General features: G+C 59.9%; 17 protein-coding genes. All 17 read right to left on the reverse strand.

Annotation, left to right across the window (positions count from 1 at the left end):
* The gene (locus WA367_RS17240) at nt 1–798 is read right to left on the reverse strand and encodes an SDR family NAD(P)-dependent oxidoreductase (RefSeq protein WP_336058011.1); all 798 of its coding nucleotides are present in this window, start codon (nt 796–798) and stop codon (nt 1–3) included.
* Complete coding sequence (locus WA367_RS17245; RefSeq protein ID WP_336058012.1) at nt 798–1,661, reverse strand: ABC transporter permease; 864 nt, start codon at nt 1,659–1,661, stop codon at nt 798–800. Before WA367_RS17245 ends, WA367_RS17240 begins: the two co-directional genes overlap by 1 nt.
* A complete protein-coding gene (locus WA367_RS17250; protein WP_336058013.1) occupies nt 1,658–2,587 on the reverse strand; it encodes an ABC transporter permease in 930 nt (309 codons plus the stop codon). The genes WA367_RS17245 and WA367_RS17250 overlap by 4 nt, the downstream gene beginning before the upstream one ends.
* 3 nt (nt 2,588–2,590) lie before the next feature.
* Entirely contained in the window at nt 2,591–4,090 is a 1,500-nt protein-coding gene (locus WA367_RS17255; protein WP_336058014.1) for an ABC transporter substrate-binding protein, read from the reverse strand.
* A gap of 69 nt (nt 4,091–4,159) precedes the next feature.
* Nucleotides 4,160–5,671, reverse strand: a complete 1,512-nt coding sequence (locus tag WA367_RS17260; RefSeq protein WP_336058015.1) for an ABC transporter substrate-binding protein — start codon at nt 5,669–5,671, stop codon at nt 4,160–4,162.
* Nucleotides 5,652–6,458 carry a GntR family transcriptional regulator gene (locus WA367_RS17265; RefSeq protein ID WP_336058016.1) on the reverse strand — a complete coding sequence of 269 codons (807 nt, stop codon included), beginning with the start codon at nt 6,456–6,458 and terminating at the stop codon, nt 5,652–5,654. Before WA367_RS17265 ends, WA367_RS17260 begins: the two co-directional genes overlap by 20 nt.
* A 233-nt stretch (nt 6,459–6,691) precedes the next feature.
* Nucleotides 6,692–7,480 (reverse strand): SDR family NAD(P)-dependent oxidoreductase, encoded by a 789-nt coding sequence (locus WA367_RS17270; RefSeq protein ID WP_336058017.1) that lies wholly within the window; start codon nt 7,478–7,480, stop codon nt 6,692–6,694.
* A 31-nt stretch (nt 7,481–7,511) separates the two neighbouring features.
* Entirely contained in the window at nt 7,512–8,993 is a 1,482-nt protein-coding gene (locus WA367_RS17275) for a mannitol dehydrogenase family protein (protein ID WP_336058018.1), read from the reverse strand.
* Entirely contained in the window at nt 8,981–9,754 is a 774-nt protein-coding gene (locus tag WA367_RS17280) for an L-iditol 2-dehydrogenase (RefSeq protein WP_336058019.1), read from the reverse strand. The genes WA367_RS17275 and WA367_RS17280 overlap by 13 nt, the downstream gene beginning before the upstream one ends.
* The gene (locus WA367_RS17285; protein ID WP_336058020.1) at nt 9,751–10,755 is read right to left on the reverse strand and encodes an ABC transporter ATP-binding protein; all 1,005 of its coding nucleotides are present in this window, start codon (nt 10,753–10,755) and stop codon (nt 9,751–9,753) included. The genes WA367_RS17280 and WA367_RS17285 overlap by 4 nt, the downstream gene beginning before the upstream one ends.
* A gap of 11 nt (nt 10,756–10,766) precedes the next feature.
* Nucleotides 10,767–11,597: a carbohydrate ABC transporter permease gene (locus WA367_RS17290; protein ID WP_336058021.1), complete on the reverse strand. Its 831-nt coding sequence runs from the start codon at nt 11,595–11,597 to the stop codon at nt 10,767–10,769.
* Between the two features lie 15 nt (nt 11,598–11,612).
* Complete coding sequence (locus WA367_RS17295; RefSeq protein WP_036486706.1) at nt 11,613–12,479, reverse strand: carbohydrate ABC transporter permease; 867 nt, start codon at nt 12,477–12,479, stop codon at nt 11,613–11,615.
* Between the two features lie 111 nt (nt 12,480–12,590).
* Nucleotides 12,591–13,895 (reverse strand): ABC transporter substrate-binding protein, encoded by a 1,305-nt coding sequence (locus WA367_RS17300; protein ID WP_336058022.1) that lies wholly within the window; start codon nt 13,893–13,895, stop codon nt 12,591–12,593.
* A gap of 101 nt (nt 13,896–13,996) precedes the next feature.
* Nucleotides 13,997–15,001 carry a LacI family DNA-binding transcriptional regulator gene (locus WA367_RS17305; protein WP_336058023.1) on the reverse strand — a complete coding sequence of 335 codons (1,005 nt, stop codon included), beginning with the start codon at nt 14,999–15,001 and terminating at the stop codon, nt 13,997–13,999.
* Nucleotides 15,002–15,153: 152 nt separating this feature from the next.
* Nucleotides 15,154–16,284, reverse strand: coding sequence for a M20/M25/M40 family metallo-hydrolase (locus WA367_RS17310; RefSeq protein WP_336058024.1), 1,131 nt, complete (start codon nt 16,282–16,284; stop codon nt 15,154–15,156).
* Nucleotides 16,285–16,322: 38 nt separating this feature from the next.
* The gene (locus WA367_RS17315; RefSeq protein ID WP_336058025.1) at nt 16,323–17,483 is read right to left on the reverse strand and encodes a M20 aminoacylase family protein; all 1,161 of its coding nucleotides are present in this window, start codon (nt 17,481–17,483) and stop codon (nt 16,323–16,325) included.
* Between the two features lie 37 nt (nt 17,484–17,520).
* Nucleotides 17,521–19,182, reverse strand: a complete 1,662-nt coding sequence (locus WA367_RS17320) for an ABC transporter ATP-binding protein (RefSeq protein ID WP_336058026.1) — start codon at nt 19,180–19,182, stop codon at nt 17,521–17,523.
* Nucleotides 19,183–19,229: the final 47 nt, after the last annotated feature.

Raw genomic sequence — 19,229 nt, forward strand, 5'->3', positions numbered from 1 at the left:
TCAAAGCGGCCTCTTCTTGTCCTGAAACACTTCAAGCGAGCCAAGCGAGTTGCCGCCATCAACGGTAAGGGTCGTGCCGGTGACATAGGCCGCGGCATCGGAAGCGAGATAAAGGGCGGCAGGCCCGATGTCATCGACCGTTGAGGCGCGGCCGAGTGGGATCGCGGCGGTCACCTTGCGTACATGCTCCTCTGGCAGGTGGCTGACCGCGCTGCCTGCAGAAAAGCCGGGCTCCAGAATGTTCACGCGGATGCCGAACTGGGCGAGTTCCTGCGCCCATGCCTTGGTCAGCCGGTCGAGGGATGATTTGGAGATGCAATAGGGCGCTGCCGTCAGCCGCATCTTGCGCGAGGCACCCGACCCGATATTGATGAAGTTGCCCTTCACGCCCTTGTCGATCATCTGCCGTGCAAACTGGCGGATGAGGAAATAGGGGGCGCGGACATTGATGTCCTGCATGCGGTCCCAGTCTTCCAGTTCGATATCGAGCATGAAGCCGGAGGGGTAGATCGCGGCATTGTTGATGACGATATCGGCGGCACCCCATTTTTCGCCGACTGCATCGACAAGAGCCTGCATGGAGCCCTTCTCGGTCAATTCAGCCGCATGGGCGAAGCTTCCTTCCGGAGCGTCGATCTCGCCGAGTACCTTCTCGACCTCATGTTGGTTGCGGTCGGTCAGGCAGAGCCTGGCACCATGTGCGGCAAAGACCTTGGCAAGACCGCTGCCGAAAAGACCTGCAGCACCGGTCAGGACCACGCGGCGGCCCTCGAATTGATTGCCGAATTCCATACGCATCACCGTGATTTCGGGTTGAGATATTCGCTCAGCCGGTCACCGATCAGGTTGACCGAAAGCACAAGCATGAAGAGACAAAGGCCGGGGAAGGTGGCGATCCACCAGGCATTGGAGACGTAGTTGCGCCCCACGGACAGCATCGCGCCCCAGCTTGCGGTTGGCGGTTGTACACCGAGGCCCAGGAAGGACAAGCCCGCTTCGAAAAGCACCATCAGGCCGAATTCCAGCGTCGCGACGACCGACAGTGGGGCAATGATATTCGGCAGGATGTGCAGAAGCAGAATGCGGCCCCAACTCGCACCCATGGCGCGCGCGAGACGCACATAGGGTTGGCCGGCAACCGACAGGGTCTGGCCGTAGGCAACACGGGCATAACGCGGCCAACGGGTCAGTGCGAGCACGAGGATCACATTGATGAAGCCCGGTCCCAGAACCGCGACCGTGATGATCGCCAGCAGGATCGCCGGAACCGACAAAAAGATGTCGACCAGACGCATGATGACGGTTTCGACCCAGCCGCGGCGATAACCGGCCAGCATGCCGAGCAGTATGCCCACACAGCCGGAAAGGATCACCGAGAGAAACGCAACGGAAAGCGAGATGCGCGCGCCATAGATGAGCCGGCTTAACAGATCGCGGCCGAGCTCATCCGAGCCAAGCACATAGAGCACATTGCGTGCCTCGGTGCCCGGTGCCTTCAGGCGGCCAAGCAGGTTCTGCGCATTGGGATCATAAGGAGCGATCCAGGGGGCGAAAACGGCCACGATCACCATCAGCGCGACAATGCCGATGAAAAAGCCGGTTGGTACGCCGCTGCCTGACGACAAGAAGATTGGGCGAATGCGGTTGATGAGCGTCGTCATTGGCCCGCTCCGTCCAGCCTGATGCGCGGATCAACCACGCTGTAGAGAATGTCAGCGATGAAATTCACCGCGATGGTGACGAAGGCGCCCAGAAGCACCACGCCCTGAACGACCACGAAGTCGCGCGCGACGACGGATTGCACGGTGAGCAGTCCAAGCCCCGGCCAGGCAAATACCGTCTCCACGATTACCGCGCCTGCGAGAAGTTGCGAGATTTCCAATGCCGTTATGGAGATGACGGGGATGATAGAATTGCGCAGGAGGTGACGGCGCACGAGGCGCCCCTGCGGCACGCCGCGGGCACGTGCCGAGCGCACATAATCCTTGGAAAGTTCATCCAGAATGGAAGAGCGCGCTATGCGTGCATAGGTCGCCATGGACAGGAGGCCGAGCGCTATGGAAGGCATGATGAGATGCGCGAAGCTTCCCGAACCGGACGGCGGAAGCCAGCCGAGCCAGACGCCGAACACCATGATCATCAATATGCCGCTCCAGAAGGTCGGCAGACTTTGGGCGGCAAGCACGACACCCATCAGGATGTTGGAGCTCTTGTATTTGCGCGCCAGCGCCAGGATGAGGCCGATCGGCAGCCCGATCATGAAGGCAACGAAGAGCGCACCTCCTGCAAGCTGCAGCGTATAGGGCAGACGCGAGGCGATGATTTCCGTGACGGGGATGTTCTGGATGAAGGAGCGCCCGAGATCGAAGCGGACGATATCAGCCAGGAAAGACAGATACTGAACCAGCAGGGGACGGTCGAGGCCAAGCGACTGACGCATGGCCTCGATGTCTGCCTGGGTGGCGGTTTCAGGCACCAGAAGATAGGTCGGATCGCCGGTCAGACGCTGGATGAAGAACACCAGCGTCATGACCCCGAAAATCGCGACCAGTGCCTGGCCCGCTCTTTTTGCTAGGAAGACGGCCACGCCTTATTCCTGTTCTTTCCAGCTCATGCGGTTGAGGAAGAGGCTTTCATTGGCCGTCGGCTCCCATTCCAGTTCCGCAGCACCACCGTAAAGTGCGGCTGCCTGGTAAAGCGGCAGGATGAGCGTCTCGTCATGAACCAGCTGATGCACGGTCTTGTAAGCGTCCAGGCGCTCCTGCTCATCAAGCGATGAACGGCCGGTCTCAAGTGCCTCGTCGATCGTCTCGTTGGAGACGCGCGACCAGTTGGAACCGGAATGCAGAAGCGGGAAGAGCACGCCGTCCACATCCTGGCAGGCGCAGGACCAGCGACCGAAGGAGAGGTAGGGGCGGCTTCCCTGTTCAGGCTGCTGCACCGTCTTCAGATAGGTGGCCATGTCAGACATGCTGATCTCGACATTGAAGCCGACATCATTGAGCATCTGCTGGATGGCCTGAACGATACGCTGGTCGAAGACAGGTGCTGTGGCAAACTCCATCTTGGTCTTGGCCGCATCACCCGCGGCCTCGACAATCTGTTTTGCCTGCTCGGGATCGTAAGGGATCGGCTCGATACCTTCGACATATCCGAAATGCGCCGAGGTCGCCATCTGGGAGACGACCTTCTCGCCGCCGCCCAGAATGCCTTCCACGATGCCTTCCCGGTCGATCGCCATGGCGAGCGCCTTGCGAAGCTCCGGATCGTCCAGCGGCTCGCGGGTGGTGTTGATACCCATGAAGCCGACGCGTTCTGTAAGAGCGGTCAGAAGCTGAACCTGCGGGTCGTTTTCAAGCTGTAGCGCCAGATCGGAATCAAGGCTGACGACGAGGTCTGACGTACCGGCCTTCAGATTGGCAACGCGGGTTGCGGCATCTGGAACAGCGCGGAAGACGGCTTCCTCGAACTCGCCCTTCTCGCCCCAGTAGTCATCGTTGCGCACAAGCGTGACGGAGACGCCGCGCTGCTGTTCGCCGAACTTGTAGGGGCCGCTGCCAATCGGATTGGCATTGAAGCCATCTTTGCCGACTTCCTCGACAATGGCCTTGGGGACCACCGACAGCTTCACAAGCTGGGCGAGCAGTGCCGGGTAGGGCCCATCGGTGACGAGGACGACCTTGTTGTCACCTTCAACGCGGGCATCGGTGATCTTGTTGAACTGGCCAAGCTGCGGGCTTGCGAATTCCGGGTCGATGATGCGCTTGACCGAGAAGGCCACATCCTCAGCGGTCAGGTCCGAACCGTCGTGGAACTTGATACCTTCGCGGATCGTCAGAGCGAGTTCGGTATCGGAGATCTGCTCCCAGCTCTCGGCCACCTGCGGCACGATCTTGCCGTCATTGTCACGCGTGACGATGTTGTCGAAAATGTTCCGGTAGACATAGTAGCTGTCCGGATTCCACTGCATGTGCGGGTCAAGCGTGGTCGGCTCATTGACGAGATCGATCGTCAGAAGCTCCTTGGCAGCCAACGGCTGTGCAAGAACCATCGCACAGGTAGCGGCCAGCAAAGCGGTACGGATACGCATAGTCAAACTCCTTCGGTGCATTGCGCGGGCCGGTTTGATGGCACACGCAAGATGTTCAGGCGTGGTAGATTATTCCGCCCAGCCCATGCGATTGAGAAAAAGGCTCTCATTGGAGGTGGGCTGCCATTCAAGCGCTTCCGCACCACCATAGATGATTGCCGCCTGGTATAGGGGCAGGATCGCAACCTTGTCGATGACGAGGTCGTGAAGATCGGCATAAAGCTGCTGACGCTTTTCCACATCGAGCTCACTGCGCGCCTCGTCGAGCAGCTTGTCGATCTCGCCATCATTGAAGCGCGACCATGCGCTGGAAGAATGAAGCAGCGGATACATGATGCCATCGGCATCCTGACAGGCGCAGGACCAGCGGCTGAAAGTGAGCATCGGCGCCTGGTCCGGCGTGGTCTGCTGGTCTTTCAGCCAGGTGGCCATGTCGGTGTTCTCGATCTCGACGCTCAGGCCGACATCGGTCAGCATCTGCTGAATGGCCTGGACCACGCGCTGATCGAAGACTGGCGAAGTCGCAAGCTTCATGGTCTGCTTGGCATCCTCGCCCAGACTGGAGATGATCTCCTTCGCCTGGTCGGGGTCATAGCTGAAGCCTTCTACGCCTTCGACCCAGCCGAAATGCGCAGGCGAGACCAGCTCGTCCACCACCTTGGGATAGCCACCAAGAAGACCTTCGACGATGCCTTCGCGGTCGATGGCAAAGCCGATCGCCTTGCGCAGCTCCGTATTGTCCAGCGGCTCAAGTGCGCTGTTCATCGCGAAATAGGCAACGCGCTCCGTATTGACCGTGAGGACCTTCCCGCGGCCGCTTGCCTCAAGCTGCTGCGCGAGATCGGCATTCAGCGTCACGACAAGATCGGCAGTTCCTGCCTGCAGATTGGCAAGACGCGTGGAAGCATCCGGCACGCCGCGGAACACCGCGCTTTCGAAGACGCCTTTCTCACCCCAATAATCATCGTTGCGCTCAAGCTTCACATCAACGCCGCGATTCCAGCTTGCGAATTTGTAGGGGCCGCTGCCGACCGGTTCGGCATTAAATGCGTCGTCGCCAACCTCCGTCACCACGTGTTCGGGCACGATGGAAAGTTTCACGAGCTGCGCGAGCAGCGCAGGGTAGGGGCCGTCGGTCGTGAGCTTGACCTTGTTGCCATCCATGACCTCTGCCCCGACAATCTTGTCGAACTGGCCGAGCTGCGGGCTGGCAAATGCAGGATCGGTGATGCGCTTGACCGTGAAGACCACGTCTTCAGGCGTCAGCTTTTCACCATCGTGAAACATAACATCATCGCGAATGGTGAAGACGACTTCCGTGTCGGAGATCTGTTCCCAATCCGTCGCGATCTGCGGCCGGATCTCACCGGCATCATCGCGGGTGACGAGATTGTCGAAGATGTTGCGATATACGTAGTAGCTGTCGGGATTCCACTGCTTGTGCGGGTCAAGCGTGGCAGGTTCGTTGACGAGATCGATCGTCAGAACCTCCTTGGCCTCTACGATGCCGGGCAGGGCGGTGCTCAGTGAAAGCGCGAGCGCAAAGGCGCCAAGGATACGATTACTCGAAGTAACTATCATCTCCGGTCTCCCATTTATCCTTCATGTTCCCAGTCTTATTTTGCTTGGGCTCGGCATTTGTTGCCGGCTTGCTTTTTTCTTTTGATGCAGATGCCGCGATTGCCGTGTCATCCCGGAGCAGGCAGGCGGTTACATAATTTTCAAAACGGTCGATATCGCTGAGGCGCTGCGCGTGAATGGCATCGGCCTCGCCTGCGATCAATGCGTCGAGAAGTGCGGGCGCATCGACCAATACGAAGGGCTTTCCGCCCTTCATCTCCATGAAGCGGGCGATGCGTTCGCTTTGGTCCCAAAGCTCGCCAAGGAGGTTGCCGACCAGCGGATTGACACCACCGCGGACGAGTTCGAGCACTTCGCGCCCATATTCCCGAGAGGCGGCTTGCGCGTTTCCGTGATCGCCTGACTGGACGAGAGCGGAGATAATGCCTGTCATCTCGCGGACGCGCGCCATTTGAGCCGGAGAGGGTTCCACTCTTGCCATGGCCGGTTCGACAAGACGCCGGGCATCGATCACATTGCCGATCAGGGCGCCGGTGACCGGCTGAATGCGCCAGCCTGCGCGCGGCACCGCCTCGACCATGCCGGAAACGGCTAGCCGCGCAAGCGCCGCGCGCACACCGGCACGCCCCAAACCAAACCGGTCGACCAGATCCTGCTCGCCCACCATTTCACCGGGCAACAACTCACACCACTGGATGGCTGTCCGCAGACGCTCCTCCGCGAACTCCGCCTTCTGCGAAGGCTTGAACGGCGTGGCGCTGGTGAAGGGTGATGAAGGATCGTACATAGCTGCCCTCTTTCGCTGAGATGCTAAACATCAAAGCTAAGATGTCAACAGATCCGCATAGAAATCTTAGCCAGATGAGGTCGCGATGAGCCGGTCACGCGCGACTGGGTCGACGTTCGGCTGAAAAATCCGTGAACGTATTCGAAGGAAAAGTTGTAGACCTGCGGGCGCAGCCTATAGGGAGGGCCGGCCAAGACAGCTTGGCGGATGGCGTGGAACGTCGTGGCTTCCGCCTAGCCCAGGCCCACCAATTCCTTGATGGTTTCCATCACCTGCGCACTTGCTTCCACATCGAGGGCGGCGGGATGCGGATCGGAGAAACCGTTGCCGTCATTGTCGTAATATTCGCCTGAGCGATCCGCGAATTCGTCTGACAGGGCGGCCTTGGTGATGATGTCGCTTCCGATATTCACGTCGCTTCCATCGATGCCGAAGCCGTCGCGTACCATCTTTGTAGCGAGAAGTGAGCCGGGGTTGAGGGCGATGAAGGTGGGGCCGTCGGGATGTTCTGCGGCCAGAGCCTTCGTCCAGATGATCAGGGCCAGCTTGCTCTGCGCATAGGCATCCATGTCGCCAAGCTGTTGGTTGCCTTTCAGTGCACGGATATCAACGGGCTCCTGTGCCGCCGAAGACAGAGAGACGACGCGGCCATCCTTCGGGATCGAGGGCAGGAGCAGGCGTGTCAGCAGGTAGGGAGCAAGGGTGTTGACGGCGAAACGGATATCGAGCCCTTCCGGCGTGACGGGCTCCGTCGTCTTGAAAACACCGGCATTGTTGATGAGCACGTCGATCTTGCCAGACCGCGCAGCCGCCTTGTCGGCGAGCGCGTTGACTTCCGTCATGTTCGACAGGTCGGCGAGATAGGTCTCAGCATCGGCGGATACCTCCTCCCGGGTCGCTTCCAGCTTGTCCTGGTTGCGACCGTGAAGAAGCATGTGATGACCGTCTGCGGCCAGCGCCTTGGCGGCAGCCAGACCTATGCCATCCGTGGCACCTGTTATGAGAATTGTTTTCCTGGACATCGAGGAGCACTCACCTGCAAGGGAAGAACTCCTAAATCGTGCCTTTCAGAAAGGTTTCAAGGGTGCGGCGGGTGCCTATTTTCTGCAGCATCACGAACCAGTGCTCAAAAGCGAAGGCAAAGGTCTCCGCCTTGGCCAGATCGCCGTAAAACTGCTCCTGTTCGATCCACGCCCGCGGGCGCTGGTCGGCCTTTGCTGCGGCGCTTTTGAGTGCCTCCCAATTGGGATCGTTGGGCGCAATTTCAGTTCCATCATCCCGGCGGCCAGAACACATGCGGGCCCAAAGTGCTTCGGCAAGCGCAAGCCCGCGAACGGATTTCTCGGCATCAAGCCGCTCTCGCAGCACCGGATGCAAGAAACCGGGATGACGCGACGAGCCATCAAAAGCCACCCGGCGTGCCGTGTCGACAATGGCCGGATTTGCGAAGCGCCGCTCGATCAACTCGACATAAGCAGCCGGTGACATGCCCGGCACTGCCGAGACATGAGGGGCGATCTCTTCCTCTTCCACCTTGCGGAAGAAGCCCTGGATTGCCGGATCGGCCATGCAGTCCGCAATGGTCTCGATCGACAGAAGTTCGCCTGCATTGGCCAGGAGCTGATGGCCTCCATTGAGGAGGCGGATCTTCATGGTTTCATAGGCATGAACATGATCGGAGAAGGTGGCGCCGACGCGGTCCCAGTCCGGGCGGCCGCGGCAGAACCGGTCTTCGATCACCCACTGACGGAAATGCTCATGCGTCACCGGTGCGCGGTCGGCTATGCCGAAACTGTGCGCAAGCGCCAGTTCCTTTTCGCCCGTCGCAGGCACGATGCAGTCGACCATGGAGTTCGGGAAGGTGCAGTTGGCGTCAATCCAGGATGCAAATTCTGCATCCACCATGCGCGCCAATGAGACCACCGTGTCCCGCAGAATGGCGCCGTTGCCCTGAAGGTTGTCGCAGCTCAGGCCGGTGAAGGGCCCTGTTCCAGCCTCCCGCCGCTTGCGCAAGGCCGCGATCATCGCCCCAAAGGCTGTACGCGGCTTGTCGGGATGGGCCGCATCATGAACGATGTCGGGGTGGTTCTCGTCGAACCCGCCAGCGGCGTTGCGGTAGTAGCCGCCTTCCGTCACTGTCAACGAGACGATCCGGATTGCCGGATCGGCCATCTGCGCGATCAGGGCGGCATTGTTCGGCTCGACCGGAAGAAAGTCGATCATGGAGCCGGTGATTTCTGCCGAAACCGCGTCCGGCTGAAGCTCTATGAGCGTTGTCAGGCAGTCCTGCGCCTTCAGCCGGTCGCGCTGTGCAGCATCCGCCGGACGCACGCCGGCGCCGATGATCGCCCAGTCATGGGCGAGGCCCATATCCATCAGGCGGTGGAGATACCAGGCCTGGTGCGCGCGATGAAAGTTGCCAAGCCCGATATGAACCATGCCGGGCGTCAGCCGGGTTCGATCATAGCGGGGAATGCGCACGCGATTTGCGAGCGTTTCAAGTGCGGCATCGGAGAGCGGCGTCAGCTCATCCATTGACCGCCATCCACATTGTAGCATTGGGCCACCACATAATTTGCTTCTTCACTGGCGAGGAATATCGCCATGCCAGTCAGGTCTTGCGGCGTTCCCATGCGCCCATAGGGCACGGCCTCGCCGACTTCCTTCTTCTTCTGCCCCGGTGCCTTGCCTTCATATTTGGCGAAGAAGGCATCCACCCCGTCCCAGTGCTCGCCATCAACGACACCGGGCGCGATGGCGTTCACGTTAATGCCATGGCTGATTAGGTTCAGACCCGCGGACTGGGTGAGGCTGATAACGGCTGCCTTGGATGCGCAATAGACCGCGACCAGCGGCTCGCCGCGCCGACCGGCCTGGCTTGCCATATTGATGATCTTTCCACCCTTGCCACGCTCGATCATGTGGCGGGCCACCGCCTGCATGGTGAAAAGCGTACCGGCGACATTGATGTTGAAGACACGGTCGAAATCCGCGCGCTTGATCTCGACAATGGGAGCCGCAGTGAATAGTGCTGCATTGTTGATGAGAATGTCGATACCGTCGAAGCTTCTTGCGACATGCGCAACGGCATTGTCGATGCTTGCCTGATCGGTGACATCCATCTTCACCGCAATCGCCGCATCGCCAATTTCGGCTGCCGTTGCCTCGGCGCGGGCGATGTCGATATCGGCAATCGCCACATGTGCTCCTTCGCGCACATAAGCCTCTGCAAAGGCGCGTCCGATGCCTCTTGCCGCCCCTGTTATGAGCGCCGTTTTTCCTTCCAGGCGTCTCATGCGATGCGCAGTCCCTTGGCGTCGAAGCGATGGATCATGTCCGGGCGCGGGGTGAGGCCGATGCGATCGCCGTGGCGCAGGCTGATCTCGCCATGGGCCCGCACCGTCAGGGTTTCCGCAATGCCCGTACCGTGGACGTGGAAGAAGGTGTCCGAACCCAGATGCTCGGCGACACCGACCGTACCTTGCCAGACGGCACCCTGTTCGACCACGTCGATATGTTCGGGCCTGACGCCAATCGTGTGCGCGCCGTGCTTTTGCGCCTCAGCCCCCTCGATCAGGTTCATCTTGGGAGAGCCGATGAAGCCTGCCACGAAAACATTCCGGGGCTGGTGATAAAGGTCCAGCGGCGAACCGACCTGCTCGATATTGCCGGCCTGCAGCACGACAATCTTGTCAGCCATGGTCATGGCTTCCACCTGATCGTGGGTCACATAGATCATGGTGGTGGCAAGGCGCTTGTGCAGCTCGCTGATTTCAAGACGCATGCCCACACGCAACGCCGCATCGAGATTGGAGAGCGGCTCGTCGAAGAGGAAGGCCGAAGGCTCGCGCACAATGGCTCGGCCAATTGCAACGCGCTGACGCTGACCGCCGGAAAGCTGGCCGGGCCTGCGGTCAAGATAGTCGGTGAGGTTCAGGACCGAGGCTGCCTGTTCCACGCGCCTGTCCTGCTCCTCCTTCGGCAGCTTTGCCATGCGCAGCGGGAAGGCGATGTTCTTGCGCACGCTCATATGCGGATAAAGCGCATAGGACTGGAACACCATGGCCAGACCCCGCTTTGCCGGCGGAACGGCGGTTGCATCCTGACCATCGATCAGGATCGTTCCGCTGGTCACATCCTCAAGGCCGGCAATGAGGCGCAACAGCGTGGACTTGCCGCAGCCGGAGGGGCCGACAAAGACGGTGAACTCCCCATCTTCGATGGTCAGGTCCAGTGGTGGAATGACCTGCACATTGCCGAAGGTCTTTACCACCTTTTGAAGCGTGATCTTTCCCATGAGTTTCGTCCTTACTTGACCGCGCCGAAGGTGAGACCGCGCACGAGCTGCTTCTGGCTGAACCAGCCAAGAATGAGGATCGGTGCAATGGCCATGGTCGAGGCGGCGGAAAGCTTTGCGTAGAAGAGGCCTTCGGGGCTGGAATAACTTGCAATGAAGGCCGTCAGCGGTGCGGCTTGCGCTGCCGTGAGGTTGAGTGTCCAGAACGCTTCGTTCCAGGCGAGAATGAAATTGAGCAGAATGGTTGATGCGATGCCCGGCACGGCCATGGGTGTGAGCACATAAAGGATCTCTTCGCGCAGTGAAGCGCCATCCATCCGTGCTGCCTCAAGGATCTCGCCGGGGATCTCGCGGAAATAGGTGTAAAGCATCCACACGATGATCGGCAGGTTGATCAGCATCAAGACGACCGTCAGACCGATACGCGTGTCGAGCAAGCCAAGCTTGATGAAGATCAGATAGATCGGATAGAGCACGCCCACGGCCGGGAGCATCTTGGTCGAGAGCATCCATAGCAGGATGTCCTTGGTGCGCTTCGAGGGCACGAAAGCCATGGACCATGCAGCCGGCACGCCGATGATCACGCCCAGGAGCGTCGAGCCGCCGGCAATGAAGATCGAGTTCCACAGGAAGCGCATATAGTCGGAGCGCTCCTGCACGACCGCGTAATTCTCCAGCGTCCAGTCGAAGAACAGGAAGACGGGCGGATCGGCGATGGCCGTGGCTTCCGTCTTGAAGCTCGTCAGGATCGTCCAGAGAATGGGGAAGAAGATCAGAAGACCCACACCCCAGGCCAGAGCGGTGTTGAGTGCCTTGCGGCGGGTGGTGACAGCACGTGCCATGATCGTTCTCCCTCCTCAGGCGTCCAGGTTCTTGCCGACAATGCGCATCAGGAAGATGGCGACGATATTGGCAAGGATGACCGCATAGATGCCGCCGGCCGAGCCAAGACCCACATTCTGGCTTTCAAGCACACGCTGGAAGATCAGATAGGTAAGCGTGCGGGTGCCGAAGGAGCCCTGGGTGGTGACGAATATTTCCGCGAAGATCGACAGAAGGAAAATCGTCTGGATCAGCACCACGATGGTGATGGCGCGCGCCAGATGCGGCAGAATGATTTCGGTAAAGCGCGAGAGCGGCGGCGCGCCGTCCATCTCGGCTGCTTCAAGCTGCTCGCTGTCGAGCGACTGGATGGCCGTAAGCAGGATCAGCGTTGCGAATGGCAGCCACTGCCAGGATACGATCAGGATGATCGAGAAGAGCGAGGCTTCGGAAAGCCACGACACCGGTTCGGCCCCGAAAAAGCGCCACAAATGCGCAAATAGGCCGTTCACCGGGTCCATGAACATGTTCTTCCACACCAGCGCGGAAACCGTCGGCATGACGAAGAACGGTGCAATGACGAGAATGCGCACCACGCCCTGACCCCAGATGGGTTGGTCGAGCAGCATGGCGAGCAACACGCCGAGCACGACCGTGATGGCCAGAACGCCGCCGACTATGATGAGCGTTGCCTGGACGGAGGGCCAGAAGGCGCTGGAGGTTACGAAGCGCACATAGTTCTCGAAACCGACCCAGCCCTGGTCGCCGCCGCGCAGCGGCAGATAGCGTTTGAAGGAGAAATAAAGCGTCATGACCAGCGGTACGAGCATCCAGCCCAGGAGCAGCACCACAGCCGGTGCCATCATGAAACGGGCTGCTGTTCTGGAGCTTTGAGTAGCCATGACGGTTCTCCCCGCAGAATTTCTTCTGCGTCGAATATGCCACAATAAGTGAGTTGGGTGGTTCCCCGCCTTGGGGGCAGCGCTAGCTGCCCCCGTCCGGGAGGAGCGGACTTAGTAGCCTGCGGCTTCCATTTCGTCGGTGGTCAGGGCCTGAGCCTTCTCAAGCGCCTCGTCAACCGACTGCTGGCCAGCAAGTGCGGCGGAGAATTCCTGACCGACCTGCGTTGCGATGCCTGCAAATTCCGGGATCGCGACAAACTGCACGCCCGTGTAAGGCACCGGATCGACGGTTGGCGCGGTCGGGTCAGCCTCGTTGATGGAACGCAGCGTCATTTCGGCGAAGGGCACCTTCTTGTATTCCTCGTTCTCATAGAGCGAGGTGCGGGTGCCGGGCGGGACATTGGCCCAGCCTTCCTTCTCGGCTACGAGCGCGGTGTATTCCTTGGACGTTGCCCATGCGACGAATTTCTTTGCCGCGTCGGTTGCATCCGAGCCTGCCGGAATTGCCAGCGACCATGCCCACAGCCAGTTGCCGCGCTTGCCCATGCCATTGTCAGGGGCGAGAGCGAAGCCGACCTGATCGGCGACGGTGGAGTCATTCGGGTTTGTCACGAAGGATGCTGCAACCGTGGCGTCGATCCACATGCCGCACTTGCCCTGCTGGAACAGCGACAGGTTTTCATTGAAGCCGTTGGTGGAGGCTCCGGGCGGACCGTAATTGGTCATCAGGTCCATGTAGAAGTTCAGCGTGTTCTTCCACTCTTCGCTGTCGAACTGGGCCTGCCAGTTCTCGTCGAACCAGCGTGCGCCGAAGGAGTTGGACATGGCGGTCAGAAAGGCCATGTTCTCGCCCCAGCCGGCCTTGCCGCGAAGGCAGATGCCGTAAACTTCGTTTTCCTTGTCGGTCATGGCTTCGGCGGCCTGCTTGATGAACTCCCAGGTCGGAGCCTCAGGCATTTCAAGACCGGCCTTCTCCATCAGGTCCTTGCGGTACATGACCATGGAGGATTCGCCATAGAAGGGGGCGGCGTAGAGTTCGCCGTCAACGGTCAGGCCGTTGCGGATGGCGGGCAGAATGTCATCGGCATCCCACTCGGCCGGCAGATCGTTGAGCGAAACGAGCCAGTCGTTCTTGGCCCAGATCGGAACCTCATAGGTGCCGATGGTCATGACGTCGAACTGGCCGCCATTGGTGGCGATGTCCTGGGTGACGCGCTGACGCAGAACGTTTTCCTCCAGCGTAACCCATTCCAGCTTGATGTCGGGGTTCTTGGACGTGAAATCCTCGGTCAGACCCTGCATGCGGATCATGTCGCCGTTGTTCACGGTTGCGATTGTCACGGTGGTTTGTGCGAAGGCGGCTCCGGAAATGAGCGTAAGCGCGGTCGCCGCACCCAATGCGGTCTTCAGGTTCATCACTTTCCTCCCTGGTAAGATGAACTACCCAGGATCAAGTGAAGCGCAAAGTTTAACCCGCGTCAACATATATTTTACGCGCGTAAAATTCCTGAACATGATCAGGCAGATGCACGCAGGACGAGCTTGCCCTCATACACGGTTTCGCGGCGCTCTTCGGCGCGTTCCCCGCTCTCGATCAGCTTGAACAGCGTCTCGACGCTTGTCTGCGCAATGGATGCATAATCCTGCGCGACCGTGGTCAGGGTTGGCGAGGTGAAGCGCGAGAAGGGGTGGTCGTCATGTCCGGCGATCCGCACGGCACAGCCCGCGCCATTGCCCACCCGGTAGCCCTTTTCATAGGCAGCGGCGAGGAGGCCTATGGCCAGACGGTCATTGCTGCAGAAGATCGTGTCGGAATTGAAGCGCTTCTGCTCGAATGCCTTCTTGCCCTCGGCAAAACCGATATCTTCGAAATTCCAGCTGTCGCCTTCGACACGAACGACATTCGGCTCCAGGCCACGCTGCTCCATCGCTTCCACATAGGCGTTGTGGCGCTTGTTGGCGTTCGGGTTCAGCGGCGTCATCTCGAAGAAGCAGGGCGCCTCGCCCGTGCGGCAGAGATAGTCCACCATCATCGGCACGGACTGGAAATTGTTCGACCCGATAAAGGCTTCACCCACACCCTCGATATTGCTGTCGAAAAGCACGGTCGGGATATCCCGACTGAATTTCTCGATCGCTCCACGATCGGAGCTGCGCCCCAACGGGGCGAAGAGCACGCCTGCAGGTTTGAGGGAGCGCAAAGTATCGAGAATATCGCGCTCAAGATCCGGCTGGCCATGCGCGCTGAAGAGTGTCGGCGAAAATCCTGCCGCAATGCAGCGCTCCTCGATATTGCGCGCGATCTCGGCGAAGAAAGGGTCGGCGAGATAAGGCACGACCACGCCGATATTCTTCGTCAGCCGCCGGTTCTGGTTGATGGCATAGATGTTCGGCCGATAATCATACTGCTCCAGCGCCGCCTCGATCCGTGCCCTTGTGGAGGCCCGCACACTGTCGGGATCGTTGAAATATTTCGAAACCGTCGGCCGTGAAATACCGCTGACGCTTGCAAATTCTTCCATATTCCGGATGCGGGACGGAGACATTGACGGGCCTTTGCGCTAGCAGCGCGAACTTTACGCGCGACAAGCAAAGTACCGGTCAACGGGGTAAGCCGCAAGCAACAAAGCCCCTTTGAGAAGGGGCCTTGTAAAAATTCGGAAAGTTGAACGACCTATTTCAGCTTCAGCAGCATGCCCGCGATCAACCGGGCGCGTTCTTCCAGACTGTCGATCTCGATATGCTCGCCCAGCGTATGCAGACCTGCTCCACGTACGCCGATGGAATCAAGTGTTGGTATGCCCATCGCGCCGGTGAAATTGCCGTCGGAGCCACCGCCGGCTGAACCGTGGGTGAGATCGAAACCGATATCCTTGCCGATGTCGCGGGCGAGCTCGTACATGGCGATGACACCGTCATCGGGCTCCCAGACGGGTCGAGTAACGCCCCGGGTAACTTCCACGATAACGTCGTTTTCCTCGCCGTTCAGTGCGAGCATGGCTTCCACACCCTTGTCGAGGTCTTCCTGGCGCTTGGCCATGGAAAGCACTTCTGCCTCGCAGGATGAGGAGACACAATTGACCCAGGTGCCCGCATGGACCACGCCCACGGAGAAGGTGCAGTCTTCCGTGGTCATCGCCTCGATTTCAAGGATCTTGCGCGCCATCGCGGCAATGGCCGAGCGGCCATCCTTCAGTGCCCAACCTGCGTGGCTCGGACGACCTTTGGTGCTCACGTTGAAACGGGCGATGGCATAGCGGCCGGTCACCGCACCGCCATCCGGCTTGGCGGGTTCGGGCACCAGAACATATTTGTTCTTGCGCGCCTCCATCTCGATCAGCTCACGGGTGGAGGGCGTTCCGACTTCCTCATCGGGCGTGAAAAGAACCGTCACCGGAAGCGGCGTCTCAAGGCCTGCCAGCGCGATCTGGCGGATCGCCTCGACAGAGACATAGTTGCCGCCCTTCATATCCTGGATACCGGGGCCATAGACCTTGTTGCCCTCGATGCGCCAGGGGTTCACCTCCAGCGTCCCCACTGGGTGAACCGTGTCGAGATGGCCGGAGATCAGGATGCCCGGCTTGCCGAAATCCTTGTGCGGAAAGCGCGCGCGAACAGATCCGCCAAAGCCCATGCGCCCGGGAATGCGTTCGATCTCGGCACCGGCTGCGGCCAGATCGTAGGCCGCAAGGTCCATCATGCGATCGACGGCAGCGGCATCAAATGTCGGGCTTTCGCACTCGATCCAGGGCTTCAGTCCCTTCAGCATCTCATCCGTGTCGAAGGGCAGGCTCATATGGTCCATGGTTCAGATATCCGGTTTTTGAAGGGGGGTGAGGGCGGTCAGCTGGCGAGGCGTTTCTCGACGATACGCGCCATGATGCTGGCACCCACGGGAAGCATGTCGTCGTCGAGAATGAAACCGGGGTTGTGCACCGGGACCGTGCCCTTGTGCCCCAGCGTGCAATAAGCACCGGGCACGACCTTCAGCATGTCTGCAAAATCCTCGCTCCCCGTGACGACATCCCTGGTTTCCTCGACATTTTCCTCGCCCACGATCTCGCGTGCCGCATCCATATAGGCGTCGGAGAGGGCGGGATCGTTCATCAACACATCGAAGATGTTGCGCAGATCCACATCGATGGAAATTTCGTATGCCTGTGCCATGCCATTGCACAGCGAGCGGACGCGATGGTGGATGAGCTCCATCACCTCATCCTTGAAATAGCGGATCGTGCCGGAGATCACCGCCTTGTCCGGAACGACATTGTAGGCCGAGCCGGAATGAACCTGCGTGACCGAGAGCACGGCCGTGTCGACCGCAGGCACGTTGCGGCTGACCACCGATTGCAGGCTCTGAACGAGTGCGGAGGCAATGACGATGGGGTCCTTCGAGTGGTGCGGCATTGCGCCATGGCTGCCCACGCCATTGATCGTGATGTCGAAGAAGGAGGCGCCTGCCATGGCTGCACCCGGTTTCACGCCCACCTTGTTCGGTTCGGCCAACGGGTTGTTGTGCATGCCGTAGATTTCGTCACAGGGGAACTTGTCGAAAAGCCCGTCCTTCAGCATGGTCCGCGCACCGCCAAGGCCTTCCTCGGCAGGCTGGAAGATGAAGATGGCAGTGCCGGAAAAATCGCGCGTTTCCGCGAGATAGCGCGCAGCTCCCAGGAGCATGGTCGTGTGGCTGTCGTGACCGCAACCATGGAAGCGGCCGGGGTTCTTCGAGGCATAGGGCAGGTTGGTCTGCTCATCCATGGGAAGTGCGTCCATATCGGCGCGCAGGCCGACCGTTTTCGATCCTTCCCCCTTGCCTTTGAGCACGCCCACGACGCCGGTCCCGGCAAGTCCTGTATGGACTTCGATGCCCCATCCCTTGAGTTTCTCGGCAACGATGCCGGAGGTGCGAACTTCTTCGAAACCGATTTCCGGGTGCTGGTGGAAATCCCGGCGGATTGCCGTCAGCTCATCTGCATATTCGGCAATTTTCGGCAATACGGGCATGAATGGTACTCCTCGAAAAATCTGTGGCGCTGGAAAGTCAGGCTGCTGGCAATTCCCGGAAATTGGCGAAGTCCCAGAAGCGGCCCGGGGCCGCCTCGATCAGGGTTTTGGTGTAGGCGTGCTGCGGATCGGAAAGCACCTTTTCCGCCGTGTCATGTTCGACAATTCGACCATGCTGCATCACCACGACCTCGTCGCAGATCTGGGCTGCGACGCGCAGGTCGTGAGTGATGAACAGAATGGCGATGCCGAGCTTCTTCTGTAGGTCCGCCAGAAGCTCCAGCACCTGTGCCTGGACCGAAACGTCAAGTGCGGAGACGGCCTCGTCCGCCACCAGCACATCCGGTTCCATGGCAATCGCGCGGGCAATCGCCACGCGCTGCCGCTGACCACCTGAGAACTGGTGGGGATAGCGGCTGATGGCGTCTTCAGGCAGTCCCACAAGCGTCAGCAGTTCGCGGGCACGTGCCAGCGCCTTTTTCCTGTCCTGCCCAAGATTCAACGGTCCCTCGATCAGGCTTTGCCCGATGGTCCAGCGCGGGTTGAGCGAGCGGAAAGGGTCCTGAAAGACGATCTGGATGTGTTTGCGCAAGGGGCGCAGTTGACTGCGCGAGAGATTGGCGACTTCGTGCCCCGCCACCCGCACTTCGCCCGCGGTCGGATCAACCAGTCGCATGATGCAGCGCGCCACGGTGGATTTGCCCGAACCGGATTCGCCAACGATGCCAAGCGTGCGACCGCGCGCGATCGAGAATGCGACATCTGACGCAGCCTTGGTCGGCTCGCGGCGCGAGAAGATGGAAAAATTGCCATAGATCTTCTGAAGGCCGTTGACCGTGAGCACTGTCTCCTGACCATCCGCTGCGCGGTGGGGACGGGGAACGAGACTTGGCACGGCCTGGAGGAGCTTCTTCGTGTAGTCCTGCCGCGGCTGACGCAGAAGCTGCTCCACGGGTGCCTGCTCCACGATCTTGCCGAGCTTCATCACATGCACGGTGTCAGCGATTTCGGCTACCACGCCCATATCATGGGTGATGAAGAGTACCGCGGTGCCGTGTTTTTCCTGAAGCTCGGAGATGAGGCTCAGGATCTGCTGCTGGGTGGTGACATCAAGCGCGGTTGTCGGCTCATCTGCAATGAGAAGCTTTGGCTCCAGGATCAGCGCCATGGCGATCATGATGCGCTGGCGCTGTCCGCCTGAGAGCTGGTGGGGGTAGGAACGGTAGATACGTTCCACATCCGGCAGATGCACCTGGTTCATGATGTCGAGCACGCGGCGTTTCTTGTCGGAAGCCGAATAACGCCCATGCGTCTCGAGCACTTCCTCGATCTGGTCGCCGACGCGCATGACCGGATTGAGCGCCGTCATCGGCTCCTGGAAGATCATGGAAATGCGGCTTGCGCGCATCTGGCGCATGGCCTGCGGTGATAGATCGAGCAGGTTCTGACCGTCCATCTCGATGCGCCCGCCGCACACTTCCAGCGCGCCCTTGGGCAGAAGGCCCATGACCGAGAGCGATGTAACGGACTTGCCGGAGCCGGATTCGCCCACGAGACAGGCCGTTTCACCGGCCCGGATGTCGAGCGAGATATGGTCGAGAACCGGCGCAGCTGTCTCGTTTCCTGCAAGACGGACCGAGAGTTCGCGGATGGAGACGACGGTTTCCGCCTGGTCGAAATTGCGGGTCTTGAATTTCATGCTCCGTGCTCCGCGGTAACTTTGAAATGCTGGCGCGAGGCGCCCCC

Origin of the sequence: Nitratireductor sp. CH_MIT9313-5 (assembly GCF_037029545.1) — a bacterium.
Lineage (GTDB): Bacteria > Pseudomonadota > Alphaproteobacteria > Rhizobiales > Rhizobiaceae > Chelativorans.